Source organism: Peribacillus sp. NPDC097284 (assembly GCF_044761765.1).
Lineage (GTDB): Bacteria > Bacillota > Bacilli > Bacillales > DSM-1321 > Peribacillus.
Window position 1 is genome coordinate 156,491 of record NZ_JBIWCZ010000001.1, and the last position, 16,916, is coordinate 173,406.

General features: G+C 40.8%; 14 protein-coding genes. 1 reads left to right on the top strand and 13 read right to left on the bottom strand.

The genetic code is table 11. The annotated features are described in order from the left end of the window. Positions 1-84: 84 nt before the first annotated feature. Entirely contained in the window at positions 85-2,151 is a 2,067-nt protein-coding gene (locus tag ACIQXU_RS00825; protein ID WP_402986179.1) for a sigma 54-interacting transcriptional regulator, read from the bottom strand. 173 nt (positions 2,152-2,324) lie between these two features. Here ACIQXU_RS00825 and ACIQXU_RS00830 point away from each other — a divergent pair, with 173 nt between their 5' ends. Continuing rightward, entirely contained in the window at positions 2,325-2,561 is a 237-nt protein-coding gene (locus ACIQXU_RS00830) for a DUF2627 domain-containing protein (protein WP_402986182.1), read from the top strand. A 45-nt stretch (positions 2,562-2,606) separates the two neighbouring features. On the opposite strand, the gene ACIQXU_RS00835 is transcribed toward ACIQXU_RS00830, so the two are convergent. The 12 genes from ACIQXU_RS00835 to folD form a co-directional block, all read right to left on the bottom strand. Beyond that, positions 2,607-3,338: a glycerophosphodiester phosphodiesterase gene (locus ACIQXU_RS00835; RefSeq protein ID WP_402986185.1), complete on the bottom strand. Its 732-nt coding sequence runs from the start codon at positions 3,336-3,338 to the stop codon at positions 2,607-2,609. A gap of 74 nt (positions 3,339-3,412) precedes the next feature. Next, a complete protein-coding gene (locus tag ACIQXU_RS00840; protein ID WP_402986187.1) occupies positions 3,413-4,990 on the bottom strand; it encodes a flagellar assembly protein A in 1,578 nt (525 codons plus the stop codon). 355 nt (positions 4,991-5,345) lie between these two features. Beyond that, complete coding sequence (gene spo0A, locus ACIQXU_RS00845; RefSeq protein WP_402869392.1) at positions 5,346-6,137, bottom strand: sporulation transcription factor Spo0A; 792 nt, start codon at positions 6,135-6,137, stop codon at positions 5,346-5,348. A gap of 311 nt (positions 6,138-6,448) precedes the next feature. Next, positions 6,449-7,750 carry a SpoIVB peptidase gene (gene spoIVB / locus ACIQXU_RS00850; RefSeq protein ID WP_402986189.1) on the bottom strand — a complete coding sequence of 434 codons (1,302 nt, stop codon included), beginning with the start codon at positions 7,748-7,750 and terminating at the stop codon, positions 6,449-6,451. A 143-nt stretch (positions 7,751-7,893) separates the two neighbouring features. Further along, on the bottom strand, positions 7,894-9,609 hold the full coding sequence (gene recN / locus ACIQXU_RS00855; protein ID WP_402986190.1) for a DNA repair protein RecN: 1,716 nt from the start codon (positions 9,607-9,609) through the stop codon (positions 7,894-7,896). 22 nt (positions 9,610-9,631) lie between these two features. After that, entirely contained in the window at positions 9,632-10,081 is a 450-nt protein-coding gene (gene ahrC, locus ACIQXU_RS00860; RefSeq protein WP_402869397.1) for a transcriptional regulator AhrC/ArgR, read from the bottom strand. 334 nt (positions 10,082-10,415) lie between these two features. Then, complete coding sequence (locus ACIQXU_RS00865; protein WP_402869399.1) at positions 10,416-11,243, bottom strand: TlyA family RNA methyltransferase; 828 nt, start codon at positions 11,241-11,243, stop codon at positions 10,416-10,418. Positions 11,244-11,247: 4 nt separating this feature from the next. Next, positions 11,248-13,140, bottom strand: a complete 1,893-nt coding sequence (gene dxs, locus ACIQXU_RS00870; RefSeq protein WP_402869401.1) for a 1-deoxy-D-xylulose-5-phosphate synthase — start codon at positions 13,138-13,140, stop codon at positions 11,248-11,250. A gap of 247 nt (positions 13,141-13,387) precedes the next feature. Next, the gene (locus tag ACIQXU_RS00875) at positions 13,388-14,281 is read right to left on the bottom strand and encodes a polyprenyl synthetase family protein (RefSeq protein ID WP_402869403.1); all 894 of its coding nucleotides are present in this window, start codon (positions 14,279-14,281) and stop codon (positions 13,388-13,390) included. 1 nt (position 14,282) lies between these two features. Further along, positions 14,283-14,516: an exodeoxyribonuclease VII small subunit gene (locus tag ACIQXU_RS00880; RefSeq protein WP_402869405.1), complete on the bottom strand. Its 234-nt coding sequence runs from the start codon at positions 14,514-14,516 to the stop codon at positions 14,283-14,285. Then, positions 14,513-15,865, bottom strand: a complete 1,353-nt coding sequence (gene xseA / locus ACIQXU_RS00885) for an exodeoxyribonuclease VII large subunit (protein WP_402986192.1) — start codon at positions 15,863-15,865, stop codon at positions 14,513-14,515. The genes ACIQXU_RS00880 and xseA overlap by 4 nt, the downstream gene beginning before the upstream one ends. Before the next feature lie 149 nt (positions 15,866-16,014). After that, positions 16,015-16,890 (bottom strand): bifunctional methylenetetrahydrofolate dehydrogenase/methenyltetrahydrofolate cyclohydrolase FolD, encoded by an 876-nt coding sequence (gene folD, locus ACIQXU_RS00890; protein WP_402986194.1) that lies wholly within the window; start codon positions 16,888-16,890, stop codon positions 16,015-16,017. Positions 16,891-16,916 lie beyond the last annotated feature (26 nt).

Here is a 16,916-nt window from a genome sequence, read left to right on the forward strand (position 1 = left end):
ATTCCATCTGCTTATCGAAGAATAATAAACGCCAAGAACGTGCATTTTTTTGCACACTATGCAATTATTTGCATGCATTTTTTTTCACACTCCCATTTTCTCCATTTTGTAATATAAACTTCTGACTGAAATGCCAAGCGCCTTTGCTGTAAGGGTTTTGTTCCCCTTATACGTATATATCGCCTCTTGAATAACCTTCGCTTCATACCTGTCCATTATTTCCATGAGCGTTTCTCCCGATACGTACGCTTCATTTCTTAATGATTTCTCTTGTATTAAAGGAATGTTATCTTCAATAAAGTCCGGAATGTGTTGGACATCCATGATGGTCTCGGTTAACTTCATGAAGATAATTGCTCTACCCAGGATATTTTCCAGTTCCCGAACATTACCTGGCCAATTATACATTTGCATTTTATGAATTGCTTCATCTGTAATTCCTTCGATGCTTCGCCCGTATTCCTGGTTGATCTTGTGAATCAAATGTTCTGCCAGTTCTTTTATATCTCCCTTTCGCTTCCGCAATGGGGCGATGAAAATGGGCATCCGGTTCAAACGGAAATAAAGATCTTCACGGAATGTCCCTTTTACTATGGCTTGTTCAAGGTTAATGTTGGTTGCAGCGATCACCCTGACATTAATAGGTATGGGATTGGTACCACCCACCCTTATCAGTTCTTGTTCCTGGAGAACCCGAAGTAATTTAGCCTGGATACTCGCCGGCAACTCACCGATTTCATCCAAAAATATACTTCCATGGTTGGCCTCCTCAAACAGTCCGGTTTTTCCGCCTCTTCTTGCTCCCGTAAAAGCACCCTCTTCATACCCGAATAGCTCACTTTCCAACAAAGATTCCGAAATTGCTGCGCAATTAACACGGACGAATTTATTGAACTTTCGATCACTTTCATTATGGATAGCATGGGCAAACAGTTCCTTGCCTGTTCCTGATTCACCTCTTAATAGAACGGTAGCAGGGGTTCTCGCAGACAATTTAGCCTGATCGATAGGTAACTTCATCTCTTCCGAAGTGCCAATGATATCATCAAAAGAATATTTTGCCTGAAGAGTACGGATGATTTGCCTTGCACGGTTCAATTCATGAGTTAACGATTGAATTTCAGAAACGTCATGAATGACTCCAACGCTTCCTTTCAATACTCCTTCAACAATGATTGGTGCAACATTCACAATTACTTCCTTATGTTTAGGACCAACACGCATGTTAACTCCGCGAACAGGCTTTCTAGTCTTAAGGACCTTCATATGCATGCTTTCCCCTTCATAAATATCAATGGCAGCCGGTTTGCCAATTACTTGATTTTTCGTCAATCCTGTTATCCTAGAGTAGGCTGGATTGATCAATAAACCATATCCCCGTTCGTCCACCACCGAAATTGCTTCATCACTAGACTGAATGATGGCCTCAAGCATGGTCTGAATCTCTTTTAAATCCGTTATTTGTTCAGCTAGTTTTACCGCTTCCGCTTCCGTTCTTTTCTTAAACAGCGAGAATGCGCCTATCATTTCATTTTCGTGACTTACCAAGGGAATCCTGGACGTAATGAAATCCATACCCGATTTACTGGTGGATATATGTTGGTTTTCTTCTCGTTCCCTCGTCTCCATCACCCTTAATAACCCACTGGAAGGAACAAGATCGAGGATATGTCGGCCAATTACCGTTTCCCGTTTTGTATTGGTTATTCGTTCAGCATTATGATTGAATAAGGTGACATAGCCGTCCTTATTGATCACTAACATGCCCTCACTCGCTGCATTCAATATCAAGTCCATTATGGAGGATGAATTTTCCAACTTATTAATCAGATGATTTTTCTCTTCGATGAGTTTAACAAGAATATGGGCTACACTACCAGGAACCAGTATCGTTTGCTGTCCCGTCTTCTTTTTTATCTCCTTAAAAACAGCAGGGTCACCGGTTGTATCAATAATGATATCCAATTCCCTATCCATCGCACTTTCCCAATTTGATACTGTACAAATTTTTCGTGCCTTTGCAGCCAGGATCCCTTCAGCAGCCTCATTCGTATCAGCCATACAATCAATGAAAAGGGTTTTGCTTTCCAGTAGGAGCTCCAATACAGCACTGCCCCCTTTTCCTCCACCAACGATCATCACCTTTTGCATGACTTCCTCCTTATTCGATAGTAAGTTCCCGCCTATGATATCTTTGATTTTACCATATTGATTCCAAAATGACCGTTCACACATTCCAATGATTTTCTCAATTACCCATACTTGACAAAAATATATTATCCTTTATCATTTTTTATATGGAATTTCTGGAAGGGACTTGACACATGAAACGTTTAATCGCTTTTTCCATCCTTTTTATCCCGGGAGCATTTGCCGCGTACGGAATTAAGATAATGCGGGATATGGTATTTGGCATTCTCCAACCTCCCTATCCCATGCTTTGGATCCAATTTTTAATTGGACTGCTGATAACGATAGGAGGGATAGCCTTTATCTCAGGGTTTATTCTTCACCGGGATCGTAAAAAAGACAAAGTTCAAAGTAGATTTAACAAATTTTAAACACGTCGAACAAGGGGGCATGAATCACATGGCCCCCTGTTTTTTTTACTTTTCATAATTTGCCCTTACTATTTTTGCTTTTTCCGGAAAATCAGTGATGATGGCACTGCAACCCAATTTGAATAACCGCTTCATATCTTCTTCTTTATTAACGGTATAGGGCCGAACCAGGATCCCATCGTCCATGGAAGATTGAATGATCGAGTCTGGGGCTGATTGGATACTAGGATGTATCGCACTTCCACCAATCGCACGTGCATATACCCAGGGCATATACATAAATTCCCGGTACAATGGTGCAGTTTCTATTTCTGGTGCCAACTGATGGCAAAAAACCAGACTATAATGATTAAAGGAAGAAATAATGATTCGTTCTTCCATCTCATACGCCCGGATGAGCCTAATGACCTTTGCTTCTAGTCCCGGATACATAAAAAAGGTGTTCTTCAACTCAATAATGCAAAAGAGATGGGTATGGTACAACCACTTCAACAGTCCATCAAGCGTAGGAATTCGCTCTTCACACCCTTTACCCGCATAGGATGAAGCCGCATTCAAGGTTTGCAACTCTCTTAATGTCCTGTCTTTCACAAAGCCAGAGACACCTGTGGTTCGATCAAGCTTTTCGTCGTGAATAACGACTACTTCGCCATCCTTTGAAAGCTGCACATCCATTTCAATTCCCTCCGCTCCAACACGAGCAGCCTCTCGGAAAGCCACCATCGTATTTTCAGGATGGGTTCCTGCCGATCCTCGGTGTGCGAAAATTAACGTCATAAAAACTGCCCCCCACAAAAATTTCAGTAGATCTTCAATTTTATGAAAAGGCGCAGTCGGATATTAATTTAAGATTAATCAAAATGCAAATAATTATTTTCCGCATAGAACGTTCCTTTTGTTAAGTCGTTCAATTTTTTCTCCATGCTTTTAATTTGCAGTCGAGTATCAGGAAATGCCATTTGCCCGATGGTAATTTCCCCATCCCCCTTGGATTCAAGTGTATCCATCAATGATTTACGTTTTTCATCGATTTGAAAAATCTCACCATTCAAGCGTTCAAGCTGTTCTTTGGTATGTTCATATTGATAATTTTGCGAAACATTCAATTGTCCGACGAACATTTCATAGACCTCCAGCTTTTCCTTCATTAATTCCAGCTCTTGAACCTTTGCCTTATAACGGAGTAAAGTTTCATTCAATTCCTCTTTTAAATTCATACGATTAAAGCCCTGTACATTTACGATAGTCTTCCGTTCCATTCTATTCCCGATGACGGCAGCCCTGACTTTTCCATGAGCTTCAATAACGCCCCCAATCAATTTTCCTTTCTTTTCATCTGTATAGATATTTTTTGCTTTCAGAAAACTTCCAAGCGAATAATATCCGATATGTATGCTTTCCCCTGCATGTAAATGGCTTTCATTAGCATGCTTTACGTAAATATTTCTACCTGCAGAGATTTCGGAAACCCCTTTTCCAAAAATACCGCCTTTAATGAATACATCCCCCTTTTTCGAATAAATTCCTTTTACATTACTTATCCCCAGCTCACTTAAAATGGATATATCCTTGGTAGCCGTTACCGAAAAATTGTCAAGAACCGATCCTTTTATGGTAACGCTTCCTTCGAATTCGATATTACCTGTTTCGATTCCGACATCCCCCTCAATGACAAGGTGATTTCCTACACTGATTTTCCCGCCTTTGAACTCCACCACTCCATCTGTCATGGCCCTGAGAACGATTTTACCTTCACTTTCAATTGCCTCCACAGTTTTTTGGTCATATTGAAGCTTTTTATTTTTCCCCTTCTGTGCGAGAACAAAGTCCCCTGTAATGGACCTTCCCATCGTCCCTTCTGTAGGAGGGGTCTTTTCACCAAGCCACTCTCCCTTTTTTACTTCATCAAGGAAATTCATATCGTAATAATCGGCCTTTCCATCCTCCCGTATCACAGGCTTTCTATCCGACCTTTTGTAATAGGTGACCACAGCATCCGTTCCATGAACCGGCTCAATGCCTTTAGCCACAACAATTGATTCTTTCACTTGTAACTGATTTTGCAAGACATGCATTAAGATTCCTTCTGAAATATTCTCACGTTGTAGATCCTGTAAAATCATCCCCACTATTTCTGACTGGTGATTCATCAAATAATCCGCAGAACACTTAATCTTTACACTTGCTGTCAGCTTGTCTTCCGCTATCTTCCACTCCAAGAGTGGTTTTTGTTTACCCACTTTGATTTTTTCCCCGCTAGCCTGTATAAGTGCATCCTTTAAATCTTTAAAATTATCCAGTGAGATTTGTGGATATTTATTCAGGATTGGATTCATTTGCAGAATGGAAAAACCTTTTTGAAAAACGGTCATATATACTATTTCTTCTTCCATTTCCAAGATGAAATATTGATTTTCTTCATAAATCACAAACTTTCCTCCTCGTGCCTACGAATATATACCTATAATTATAAGCCACAATCTATAAAAAAATCTAAAAACATACATATTTCACTAAGTAATTTGATATTTGCAAAAACTCATCCTATATGAAGCCCTATATCCAAACAAAAACGCCTTTTATTTATTGGATTCTTCAGGAATAATCCAATAAATAAAAGGCGTTTAATATAAAAAACTCATGGACTTACTCATACTTGCCTAAAAAAGGCAACTACACCTTATCAACTTAAAAGCGCCACGAGTTCTACTATATTTTATTTAGCGGCTCTAGCCTCTTTATGGTCAGTTGTTCTTTAAAAACAATCCGTAGCCCCTAACCCTGTCAAGAAGCTTTGTGTTCAAGACGTAGCTTATCTGCGACCATCGCAATGAATTCCGAATTCGTAGGTTTCGCCTTTGTCATGCTGACGGTATAACCAAATAAAGACGAAATCGATTCGATATTCCCACGACTCCATGCCACTTCTATGGCATGACGGATGGCACGTTCAACCCGGCTAGCCGTTGTATTATATTTTTTCGCGATATCCGGATACAGCACTTTTGTTATGGATCCCAATAACTCAATATCATTATAAACCATTGAAATGGCTTCCCTTAAATATAGATAACCCTTAATGTGTGCCGGCACTCCAATTTCGTGGATAATGCTTGTGATACTTGCATCAAGGTTTTTCGGTTTTGACTCATTTTGAGGACGGTAACTAAACTGACTATGGTTCTTTAGAACCGACTGTCCTTTGTTGCTCACTTGACGTATATGGTTGGACAAGTTCTCCATATCGAAAGGTTTCAGGATGAAATATGAAGCGCCTAAGTCCACAGCCTTCTTCGTAACATCTTCTTGACCGAATGCAGTAAGCATAATTACATTAGGCATGTTTCCCCGTTTAACTTCACGAAGTTTTTCCAATACCCCTAATCCGTCTAAATGAGGCATAATAATGTCAAGAATCAAAATATCCGGATCAACGCTTTCTAGCATCCCCATGCAATCTTGACCATTATGTGCAACACCGATTACTTCCATGTCATCTTGTGCAGAAATGTATTCTTCCAGAAGACCAACCAGCTCTCTATTATCATCTACCACGCATACCTTGATTTTTTTCACTCTTGATTTCCTCCTCAACTACAATGGTCTTTTTTCTATATGACTAAATTCTATTGTAATTGAACTTTTCGACAATGGAAACTAAATTCCTTTTATTTTCGAAAAAATAAAAGGAATTCAATATTATTCTCCGGATATCTCTTGTTTTCGACTTCGTTTGCTACCTGAAGAACTGCTTTGTCGAAAAATCTTCATTTATTTTCATTTTAGCACAATTCTTTCAAAAAACCTCTTTTCCAAGATAAATCATTTTAGTTGCCATTGATATTGAACCAAGTAAAAAAAGGTATCCAGTTGGATACCTTCGATGGTTAGCTTGCTTTCTCATAATCCTCTTTGTCATATATATTGATACCGGCTTCGTTTAGCATCCATTCAATATGAACTCCATACCCGCTTGTAGGATCATTGACAAATACATGGGTAACGGCACCGATTAATTTACCATTTTGTATGATTGGGCTGCCGCTCATTCCTTGAACGATCCCGCCCGTTTTTTTGAGTAATTCTTTATCAGTCACTTTTAAAACCATTCCTTTAATTGCAGGAAACTTTTGTGGAATGGAGCTGACTATTTCCACATCAAAGGCTTCTACTTCTGAACCATCCACCACCGTAAGAATTTTGGCTGGCCCTTCCTTCACCTGGTGAGAAAGGGTGATGGGTAATGCCTTATCCATAACACCATTTTTGAAATCTTGATTTAGTTTCCCAAAAATCCCAAAAGGACTATTACGATTAATGTTACCTATTTTTTCTCTGTTAGCCGAAAAACGCGCCAATTTTTCTCCTGGGTCCCCATTACTCCCCTTTTCGATGGAAGTGACCATTGATTGTACAATCTGCCCATCTTTCACGACGATTGGTTTTTTTGTATCCATATCCGATATGACATGTCCCAATGCTCCATACTTTTTCGTATCCGGGTGATAAAATGTCATCGTCCCGATACCCGCTGCTGAATCACGGATATACAGACCTAATTTGAAGATTCCTTCATTTTTATCTTTTAGAGGCATGAGCGAACTGTGAAGCACTTCATTATCACGATTGATCACGATCTTCAACGGTTCTCCCTTTTCACCTGCCTGCTGGACAAAAGGAGTGACGTCGCCCATCTTTTTTATGGTTTGGCCATTGATTTCCGTAATGATGTCCCCGACTTCCACTTTTGCTTTTTCACCAGGGGATTTTTTTCCTTGAGGTGTATCAACAAGATGATGACCGACCACGAGCACACCCAACGTGTTAAGTTTAACCCCTATGGACTGCCCACCGGGGATGACTTTAAAATCTTTCAGCACTCTTATATCAACCTTCTTGGCAGGTAAGCCCGCCACATCAAGCAACACTTCGTTCGTACCTGGCTTTTCGGCACCTAGTGTAATGGAGGCTTTCTCATCATGGACCGAAATTCCTTGACTTGAATATGAAGCTTTTGCTGAAACAGGTAATGACTTGGAAATACTATAGTGACTACCCTCAAAGAGTACAAGCTGATTTGGAATTAAAAAATATTCACGAAATGGCTGGTATAACCCTAATGTTAATAGCGAAACAAGGAGAATTCCACCGATGATTCTGTTGATCCATACTAATTTCAATCCATTCACTCTCCTCGCTCTCTAAAACTTTATGGCTACCCCTTTAATTTAGCCCTCATGACAATCATTTATAACAGCTGGACAAAATAAAAGCTATCCGTTTTTGGATAGCTTTACAATGAATGCTTATGATACCTTCTTACTTAGAAACATCATGAAGTGATTTTCATCTTTTTAGCAAGCTGAATCAATTCATTGGCATGCTGTTTGGTTAAATCCGTTATCTCGACACCGGATATCATCCGGCCAATTTCTCGGATTTTTTCGGTTTCTACCAGAGGCTTCACCGAAGTGTTGGTACGACCTGCCTTCACATTCTTGGCGATGAATAGATGAGTATCCGCCATCGCGGCAACCTGAGGTAAATGAGAAATGCAAAGCACTTGGGAACCCGTGGCCACTTTGTAAATTTTTTCGGCAATGGATTGAGCCACCCGGCCACTTACACCTGTGTCTACCTCATCAAAAATGATGGAGGTAATCCCTTGGTGCTTGGAGAAAATACTTTTCATCGCCAACATAATCCGGGACAACTCTCCTCCAGATGCAATCTTTGACAATGGTTTTAAAGGTTCACCAGGATTGGTGGATATATAAAATTCCATGTGATCGAGACCAGATTGATTAATCCCACGTTCTGATAGCTCATCAAAAGTATAGGCCGTTTGATGAAAATGTGGTTCGAATATGGTCTTTTCCATATATAGATCCTTTAATTCCTGATGAATGCTCTTCGTTAATTGCTGGGCGAATGTTTGTCGGAGCTCAGACAGATTTTTCGCTTCAATAATCAAATCCGCCTTTATTGATTTAAGTTCCTTTTCCAGTTTTAAGATATGACTTTCCCGATTTTGAAGCTTTTCGATTTCTTCTTCAATACCTGCACCATACTCTAAAATCTCTTCGATGCTGCGCCCATATTTGCGCTTCAATTGGTTAATTTCATTTAGGCGGCTTTCGATGAACTCCACCCGTTCAGTATCGTAATCCAAGGAATCCAATTGATCTCTAATAGTAGAAACCGCTTCCTCAAGCAGGAAATAACTATTTGAGACGGTTTCGGAGCTTTTTTTCAGTGCTTCATCCAAGTTGGCCGCTTCCTCCATATTACTCATGGCAACTGAAAGCCAATCCACGGCATGTTGCTCTCCATTTAAGGCATTATAACTTGTCTGGAGGGCCTCATGAATCTTCTCGAAATTGTTAATCCTTTTTCGTTCTTCCATCAACTCTTCATCTTCATGAAGCTTCAACTCCGCGTTTTGGATTTCATCGGCCTGAAACTGGATCAAATCTAATCGATGGACCATTTGCTGTTCGTTCTGGCTCAAATTATTTAACTGCTTGGATGTCATTTCATAATTCTTATATAGCTTTTGGTATTCAGCAAGTGCGGCCGCGATTTTTTCCCCGCCAAACTGGTCCAGCAATGGAAGATGAAGTCGTTCATCCATTAATTCCTGATGTTCATGCTGACCATGAATATCGATTAATGTCCGCCCTATCTCTCGCAATATCGCGATCGTAACCAATTTTCCATTGACCCTGCATACACTTTTACCACTCAGTGAAATATCCCTTCGCAGGATAGCCATTCCATCGTTCATATCGATGCCAAATTCTTTCGCCTTAACAAATACCGGATGGGTATCATCTTCTATTTGAAATAGGCCTTCTATCTCAGCCTTCGATTCACCATGGCGTATGAATTCTGCCGAACCACGCCCTCCAACCAATAGATGCACGGCATCAATGATAATGGATTTACCTGCCCCTGTTTCCCCCGTTAATACCGTCAATCCTGTTTCAAAAGAGACGGACAGGCTATCAATGATCGCAAAATTCCTAATCGAAAGTTCTGTTAACAATCTAGATCACCTCTTCAAAATATTAGAGCATGTCCAAGAATTTGCCGGAAATGATCTTTGCGTCTTCTTCGGAACGGCAAATAATTAAACATGTATCATCACCGCCGATGGTTCCGAGTATTTCTTGCCAATTCAAATTATCTATCAGTGCACAAATTGCTTGGGCATTGCCTGGTAACATCTTCATGACTAGCAAATTATTTGCAGCATCAATGCGAACAAAAGCATCAACCAGCATTCTTTTTAATTTCTGTAATGGATTAAAACGTTGGTCAGCCGGTAAGCTGTATTTATACCTGCCGTCAGATAACGGTATCTTTACAAGGTGAAGTTCCTTAATGTCTCTTGAAACAGTTGCTTGTGTAACGTTATACCCCGCATTTTTAAGTTCTTCCACTAAATCGTCCTGTGTCTCAATATCATTATTCGTAATTATTTCCCTTATTTTTATATGACGCTGTCCTTTATTCATAAGTAGAAGCACCTCTCAACTGTTGCTCATTTTAATTATCATCGTTGCCCTAACTTTAGCAAGCTGACCATATGTAATTGCTTTACTTTTCCTAATCCTCACAAACGTCCCTAACACACAAGAAAACCGTCGAAGAAAGAGGCTAATATTAATGTTAGCGGATTTTTATACAATTGTACAACTTTTTTCTCTAATATACATTTCTTATCCCTTATTTTGTACTAAAACTTTCTTTGCATACTTTTCTAAACCTTGGTGCATGAACATGAACCATTTCAAGAAAAAAAGCTCCTTTAGCTAACCATTCAGCCAAAGGAGCCATACGAAGACTTATCTATTCTTTTTTAAATTGGGCATGAGCTTCCCCAACGATATCATCCACCGTTTTGGATAGTAGCATATCTCCCACTTCTTTTGGGCCCTCCCAAAATAAATGGAGCAGAAATTCTATGTTGCCGTCCCCACCAGTAATAGGAGAGAAGGAAGCATCTTTAATATCGTATCCTTCCATTTGTGCAAAGGAAATAATCTTGTTCAACACTTCTTTATGAATTTTAGGCTCACGGACAATCCCTTTTTTGCCAACTTGACCCTTCCCCGCTTCAAATTGAGGTTTTACAAGTGCCACGACGTCGCTTTTTGGAACAAGCAAGGTTTTTAACACAGGTAAAATCAAAGTGAGCGAGATGAAAGATACATCAATGCTTGCAAAGTTAGGCATCTGTCCATCTAAATCAGCAGGTGTGACATAGCGGAAATTAGTCCGTTCCATGACCTTAACCCGCTCATCTTGTCTTAGCTTCCATGCAAGTTGATTATAGCCAACATCAAGAGCATAAGACATGATGGCGCCATTCTGTAAAGCACAATCGGTAAAGCCCCCAGTGGATGAGCCGATATCCAGAAGGATCTTTCCATCGACGTGTAAATCAAATTCTTTCAATGCCTTCTCAAGTTTCAGACCACCTCTTGATACATAAGGCATCACTTTCCCTTTTATCGTCAATTCAAGATCAACCGGCACTTTTTCCCCTGGTTTTTCATATCTTTCTTCATTTGCATAGACAAGCCCAGCCATCACCATACGCTTTGCTTTTTCACGTGTTTCGGCCAATCCTTGTTCTACTAATAAAACATCTAATCTTTCTTTCGCTACTTTCATATTGTCAGGCCCTTTTTTCTTTTTTTGGCGTTATCATTTTAATCTTTTTCTTAACCGTATCCGTTGTTAGGCCGATTTCTTCCAGTAACTCGTCCACACTACCGTGTTCAACGAAGTAATCTGGTATGCCCATTCGGTCAATGATTGCCCCGTAGAACCCTTGGTCATGTGCATATTCAAGTACTGAACTACCGAATCCACCTTGAAGAATGGCTTCTTCAATTGTCAATATTGGCATTTTCTCGCCAAGTAAGCTGCTAAGCATCTTTTCATCAAGAGGCTTTATGAAACGAGCATTGATAACCTTTACAGAGTAGTCCTCTTTTTCAAGTTGGGCTGCTGCTTCAAGAGCCATCGGAATAGTTGTCCCAAATGTTAAAATGGCAACGTCCGATCCTTCTTTCAATACTTCCCATGAACCAATCGGGATTTGTTGTAATTCTGTATCCATGACGACCCCCTGTCCATTTCCGCGCGGAAAACGCATGGCTATGGGACCATCATCATAATTAATGGCTGTATTGACCATATGCTGACCTTCATTTTCATCTTTAGGCATCATCAATACCATATTAGGAACATGGCGTAGGAACGCGATATCGAACACACCTTGATGCGTTTCCCCATCAGAACCGACAAGACCGGCACGGTCAATGCCAATAAAGACATTCAAGTTTTGACGGCAGATATCATGTACCACCTGATCATACGCTCTTTGCAAGAAGGTTGAGTAAATCGCCAAAAACGGTTTCATTTTCTGGGTTGCCAACCCGGCTGCGAAAGTAGCGGCATGCTGCTCAGCAATTCCAACATCATAAAAACGCTCAGGAAATTCATTCGCAAAACCGACTAACTTCGATCCAACGGGCATCGCAGGAGTTATCGCGACGATACGTTCGTCATTTCGTGCAAGCTTGCGTACCGTTTCACTTACTAACGCACTCCAAGCCGGCCCTTTACTAGGTGATTTAACGAAGTCACCCGTTTCAATTTTGTATGGGCCTGTTCCATGCCAATTGCCTGTCGTATCAAGCTCAGCAGGTGAGTACCCTTTTCCTTTTTTGGTAATTACATGCAATAGAACAGGACCCTTAGTTTTCTTGGCAAACCTCAAGTTATCTAACAGTTCTTCATAATTATGGCCATCTACTGGTCCAAGATAGGTAAAACCTAACTCCTCGAAAAACATGCCGGACACCAACAGGTATTTCATACTGTCTTTCAAGCGTTCGGCCGTTGCTGCTAGTTTGCCACCGACTGCGGGAATCTTTTTCAAGAACATTTCCAACTCGTCTTTTGCCCAGTTGTATTTTCCTGCTGTCCTTAATCTTCCCAGTACCGAGTGCAAGGCGCCTACATTAGGGGCAATGGACATTTCATTATCATTCAATATAACGATCATGTCCTTTTTCTCATCACCGATATGATTCAAGGCTTCAAGAGCCATTCCACCTGTAAGGGCGCCATCCCCAATCACTGGTAGGATAAAACTCTTTTCACCTTTGATATCACGGGCTGCAGCCATCCCCATGGCAGCGGAAAGAGAGGTCGAGCTGTGTCCCGTTTCCCATACATCATGAGGGCTTTCAATCATTTTTGGAAAACCACAAAGCCCTTTGTATTTCTTTAACGTATTAAACTCTCCGGCTCTTCCTGTTAAGATTTTATGAACATAAGATTGATGACCTACATCCCATAAAATTTTATCATTCGGACTATCAAATTCTTTATGAAGCGCGATTGTCAACTCGACCACGCCTAAATTGGGACCGATATGCCCACCAGTTACAGATAATTTTTCCACGAGGAATTTACGAATATCCACACTTAATTCGACAAGCTCTTCATTATTCATTTTCTTCAAAAATGAAGGGTCTTTTATAGATAGAAGATCCAAACAGGACCACTCACTTTCTGTCATTTCCGGTTGTAAGCATAATCAGAGCCTCAAAAGCGACTATTATAGAAGGCTTGACCGAAAAATTCTTTTTAAGTTAAAAAATAGCCGCCAACACCCAGGTGATTTCGGCGGCTTTATATACCTATTTTATCACGTATCGTCATTTATGAATTCATTTTCTGTTGCATAAATTTTCACAATGAGTATACCATAAAACTTTGTTTGATAACAAATTTGGTAATGCTCAATGATCTCGATTCGCTATTAGATCCGTTAATTCATTCAATAGGCCCGTTTGTAATTTCGTTTCCGCTAAGGAAGCATGCGCCAATTGGATATGATGATTCAACTTGTCCTTGGCTCCCTGTAGCGTCAGCAGGGAAGGATAGGTGCTTTTGTGGTTCGCCGCGTCACTGCCGACAGGCTTACCAATAAGCTCGACCGAACCTTCAATATCCAGGATATCATCCCGGATTTGAAAAGCAAGTCCCAAGTGATAAGCAAAATCGCGGAGATGCTGACGTTGATTGGCATCGGCTCCAGCTAAGATGGCACCTGAAAGGATGCTTGCCGCCAATAGTTTCCCCGTTTTATGTTCATGAATATACTCCATTTCACTAAGGGTCAACTGCTTTTCTTCGCCTTCCATATCTGCTACTTGTCCTCCAACCATTCCTTCTGCACCGGCGGATTTTGCAATTTCAGTTACTAAATCCAACTTCATCTCCGCACTCACTTCGGGATCAGACATTTCAGCCACCAATTGGAAGCTATATGTAAGTAAGGCATCACCCGCGAGTACGGCCACCGCTTCACCGAAAACTTTATGATTCGTCGGTTTTCCGCGTCGGAGATCATCATCATCCATCGCTGGCAGGTCATCATGAATCAAAGAATACGTATGAATCATTTCAATTGCCGCTGCAGCCGGAATCCCCAACCTCAAATCTTTTCCGAATGCCGACAATACCGAGAAGACCAATAAAGGACGGATGCGTTTTCCGCCTGCCTCCAAGGAATAGGCCATAGCTTCTTTGACACTTTCTGGAGCGTTCAATTTCTTCACATATTCAACGACTTCTTTCTCTATTAACGCTTTATACTCTTTCGAAAAAGTTTCGAACGTTGCCGTACTCATATTATTCTTCCTCCTGAACCGCAAAGTTTTCCAGTTCTCCATCTTCGCGTAAAATTTGCGTTAATTGATCCTCGACAGTTTTCAACTTGGTATGGCATAGTCTGGATAAATCCATTCCTTGTTTATAAATGGAAATGGCTTTTTCCAATGGTACATCTCCTTCTTCCAACTGTTCTACAATTTTCTCGAGGTTCTCCATCGCTTCTTCAAATGTAATATCCTTTTTGTTAGTCATGGCTCAATCCGCTCCTTTATTTCGGTTATCTCACATTCAAGTGTTCCGTCTTTTATCGAAACAGCTATCTTATCTCCAGTGGATACTTGCTGTGTGCTTTTAATTAACGTCTCATCTTCAGTAAAGACTAACCCATAGCCCCGCTCCATGATCTTCAGTGGGCTTAGGGCCGATAGAGTGGCAGTCATTGAAACGAATCGCTGTGATTTTTGACGATAGATGGCTTCCATAGTCTTACGCAGCGCTTTTTCGTACTGCTGCAGGCTTTCCTTTGAAGTCCTGACCAATTGCTCAGGATGCTGTTTATTCAGAACTTCAGTCATCTGATTCAATTCATCCCTTTTCTTCAGGAAATATCGCGTACTGGTTTTCCCTAACCTCTCTGTTGCCCTATCCAACTGTTCAAGTTTTTGTTCGTACATTTTATGAGGGTAACGGAATGCGTAAGACCTTTCAAGCCTACTCAAATGTGTACGATTGGCATTCACTTGCTCCTGGATGGAACGTGTCAAACGATTCTTGCGATTCATCAACCTTTCCAATATTTCATTCAGGTGAGGCACTGCAAGCTCTGCTGCCCCCGTAGGAGTCGGCGCACGCATGTCAGCAACAAAGTCAGCAATCGTGAAATCCGTTTCATGCCCCACTGCTGAGATAATGGGAATATCCGAATCATATATCGACTCAGCTACTATCTCTTCATTGAAGGCCCAAAGTTCCTCGATGGAACCACCGCCCCTCCCAACTATCAGCACATCGGATTCTGCTCTTGCATTGGCCAGTGAAATCGCCTGTGCAATCGATTTAGCAGCATTATTTCCTTGTACAAGAGCTGGATAAACAATGATTTTAGTAATGGGATAACGCCGCTTGATGGTCGTTATAATATCCCTTAAAGCTGCCCCAGTCGGTGATGTAATGACCCCCACCGATTTGGGGTATTGCGGAATCGCTTTCTTATGTTTAGCCAGGAATAATCCTGCTTCTTCCAGTTTTTTCTTTAACTGTTCATATGCAATGTATAGATCCCCCACACCGTCAGGAGCCATGCTTTTCACATAAAGCTGATACTGTCCACTGGCTTCGTATAGGGATATATCTCCCCTTACAAGTACCTTCATCCCATTTTCAGGTGTGAATTTCATCCCTTTGTTGTTAGCCGCAAACATGACAGCCAGCAAACGGGCTTTCTCGTCTTTTAAAGTAAAGTACATATGCCCGCTTGTATGCTGTTTGAAATTGGATATTTCCCCTTTTATGTATGCATTTTGCAAATGCGGATCCACATCGAACTTTCGTTTTATATATTTTGTTAAAGCCGACACACTTAAATATTGTTGGTCGCTCATATAATGTCTCCTTCCGACAGAATCGGATATAAAGGGAACCAGCCTTTACTGCAGACTTATAGTCCCAGTTAATCTTTACATAGAAAAAAGCGGTCTCTTGTTATTATAAAACAAGAGGTCCGCTTCTTTAAAATAATTTGGCATTTTTTTTAACTTTTCATTGTTTGTTTATCCAAGTTAAGTGTTTTCTGAGCAGATTTAACAGTATTCTTCATGAGCATCGTAATCGTCATCGGACCTACGCCTCTAGGTACAGGGGTAATGTAAGAAGCTTTTTCCTTCACTTCTTCAAACGAAACGTCTCCACAAAGCTTACCTTCATCATTTCTGTTCATGCCAACATCAATCACGACGGCACCCTCTTTAATGTGGGCACTGGTGATTGTATCTCTTTTACCGACGGCAACCACGACCACATCAGCTTGTTTAGTAAAGTAAGCAAGGTCACTCGTCTTAGAGTGGCAATATGTAACCGTTGCATCCGCATTCAAAAACAACTGTCCTGATGGTTTCCCTACGATATTGCTTCTTCCGACAATAACGACGTGCTTGCCTTCAAGGTTATAATCGATATATTCAAGCATGACCATAATTCCATACGGCGTGCACGGCAAGAAAGCATCCTGTCCCGTCATCATCCTGCCGATGTTGATTGGATGGAACCCGTCAACATCCTTCTCAGGTGAAATTGCTTCAATAATCGCTTTTTCCTGAATATGTCCAGGTAACGGCAGCTGCACCAAAATCCCATGAATGCTGTCATCCTGGTTTAATTCATCGATGTTCTGTATTAATTCCTGCTGTGTTAAATCCGCAGGTTTTTGGATTAACACGGAATGCATGCCTAAATCTTCACAAGCTTTTTGCTTATTTCGCACATAGGTTTGTGAAGCCTGATTGTCACCGACTAATATAACGGCCAATCCGGGCACAACATTTTTTTCACGTAATTGTTGGACTTCCTTGCTAATATCCTGCCTTACCGACTCTGCAATTTCTTTACCATTAATGATTTGAGCTGACATGTGTAGTTCCTCCCAAGTTAACTTTT

Coding starts and splice junctions, on each gene's coding strand:
- ACIQXU_RS00825 (WP_402986179.1), bottom strand. CDS start 2,151: ATGCAAAAGGTGATGATCGTTGGTGGAGGAAAAGGGGGCAGTGCTGTA.
- ACIQXU_RS00830 (WP_402986182.1), top strand. CDS start 2,325: ATGAAACGTTTAATCGCTTTTTCCATCCTTTTTATCCCGGGAGCATTT.
- ACIQXU_RS00835 (WP_402986185.1), bottom strand. CDS start 3,338: ATGACGTTAATTTTCGCACACCGAGGATCGGCAGGAACCCATCCTGAA.
- ahrC (WP_402869397.1), bottom strand. CDS start 10,081: ATGAATAAAGGACAGCGTCATATAAAAATAAGGGAAATAATTACGAAT.
- ACIQXU_RS00865 (WP_402869399.1), bottom strand. CDS start 11,243: ATGAAAGTAGCGAAAGAAAGATTAGATGTTTTATTAGTAGAACAAGGA.
- ACIQXU_RS00875 (WP_402869403.1), bottom strand. CDS start 14,281: ATGAGTACGGCAACGTTCGAAACTTTTTCGAAAGAGTATAAAGCGTTA.
- ACIQXU_RS00880 (WP_402869405.1), bottom strand. CDS start 14,516: ATGACTAACAAAAAGGATATTACATTTGAAGAAGCGATGGAGAACCTC.
- xseA (WP_402986192.1), bottom strand. CDS start 15,865: ATGAGCGACCAACAATATTTAAGTGTGTCGGCTTTAACAAAATATATA.
- folD (WP_402986194.1), bottom strand. CDS start 16,890: ATGTCAGCTCAAATCATTAATGGTAAAGAAATTGCAGAGTCGGTAAGG.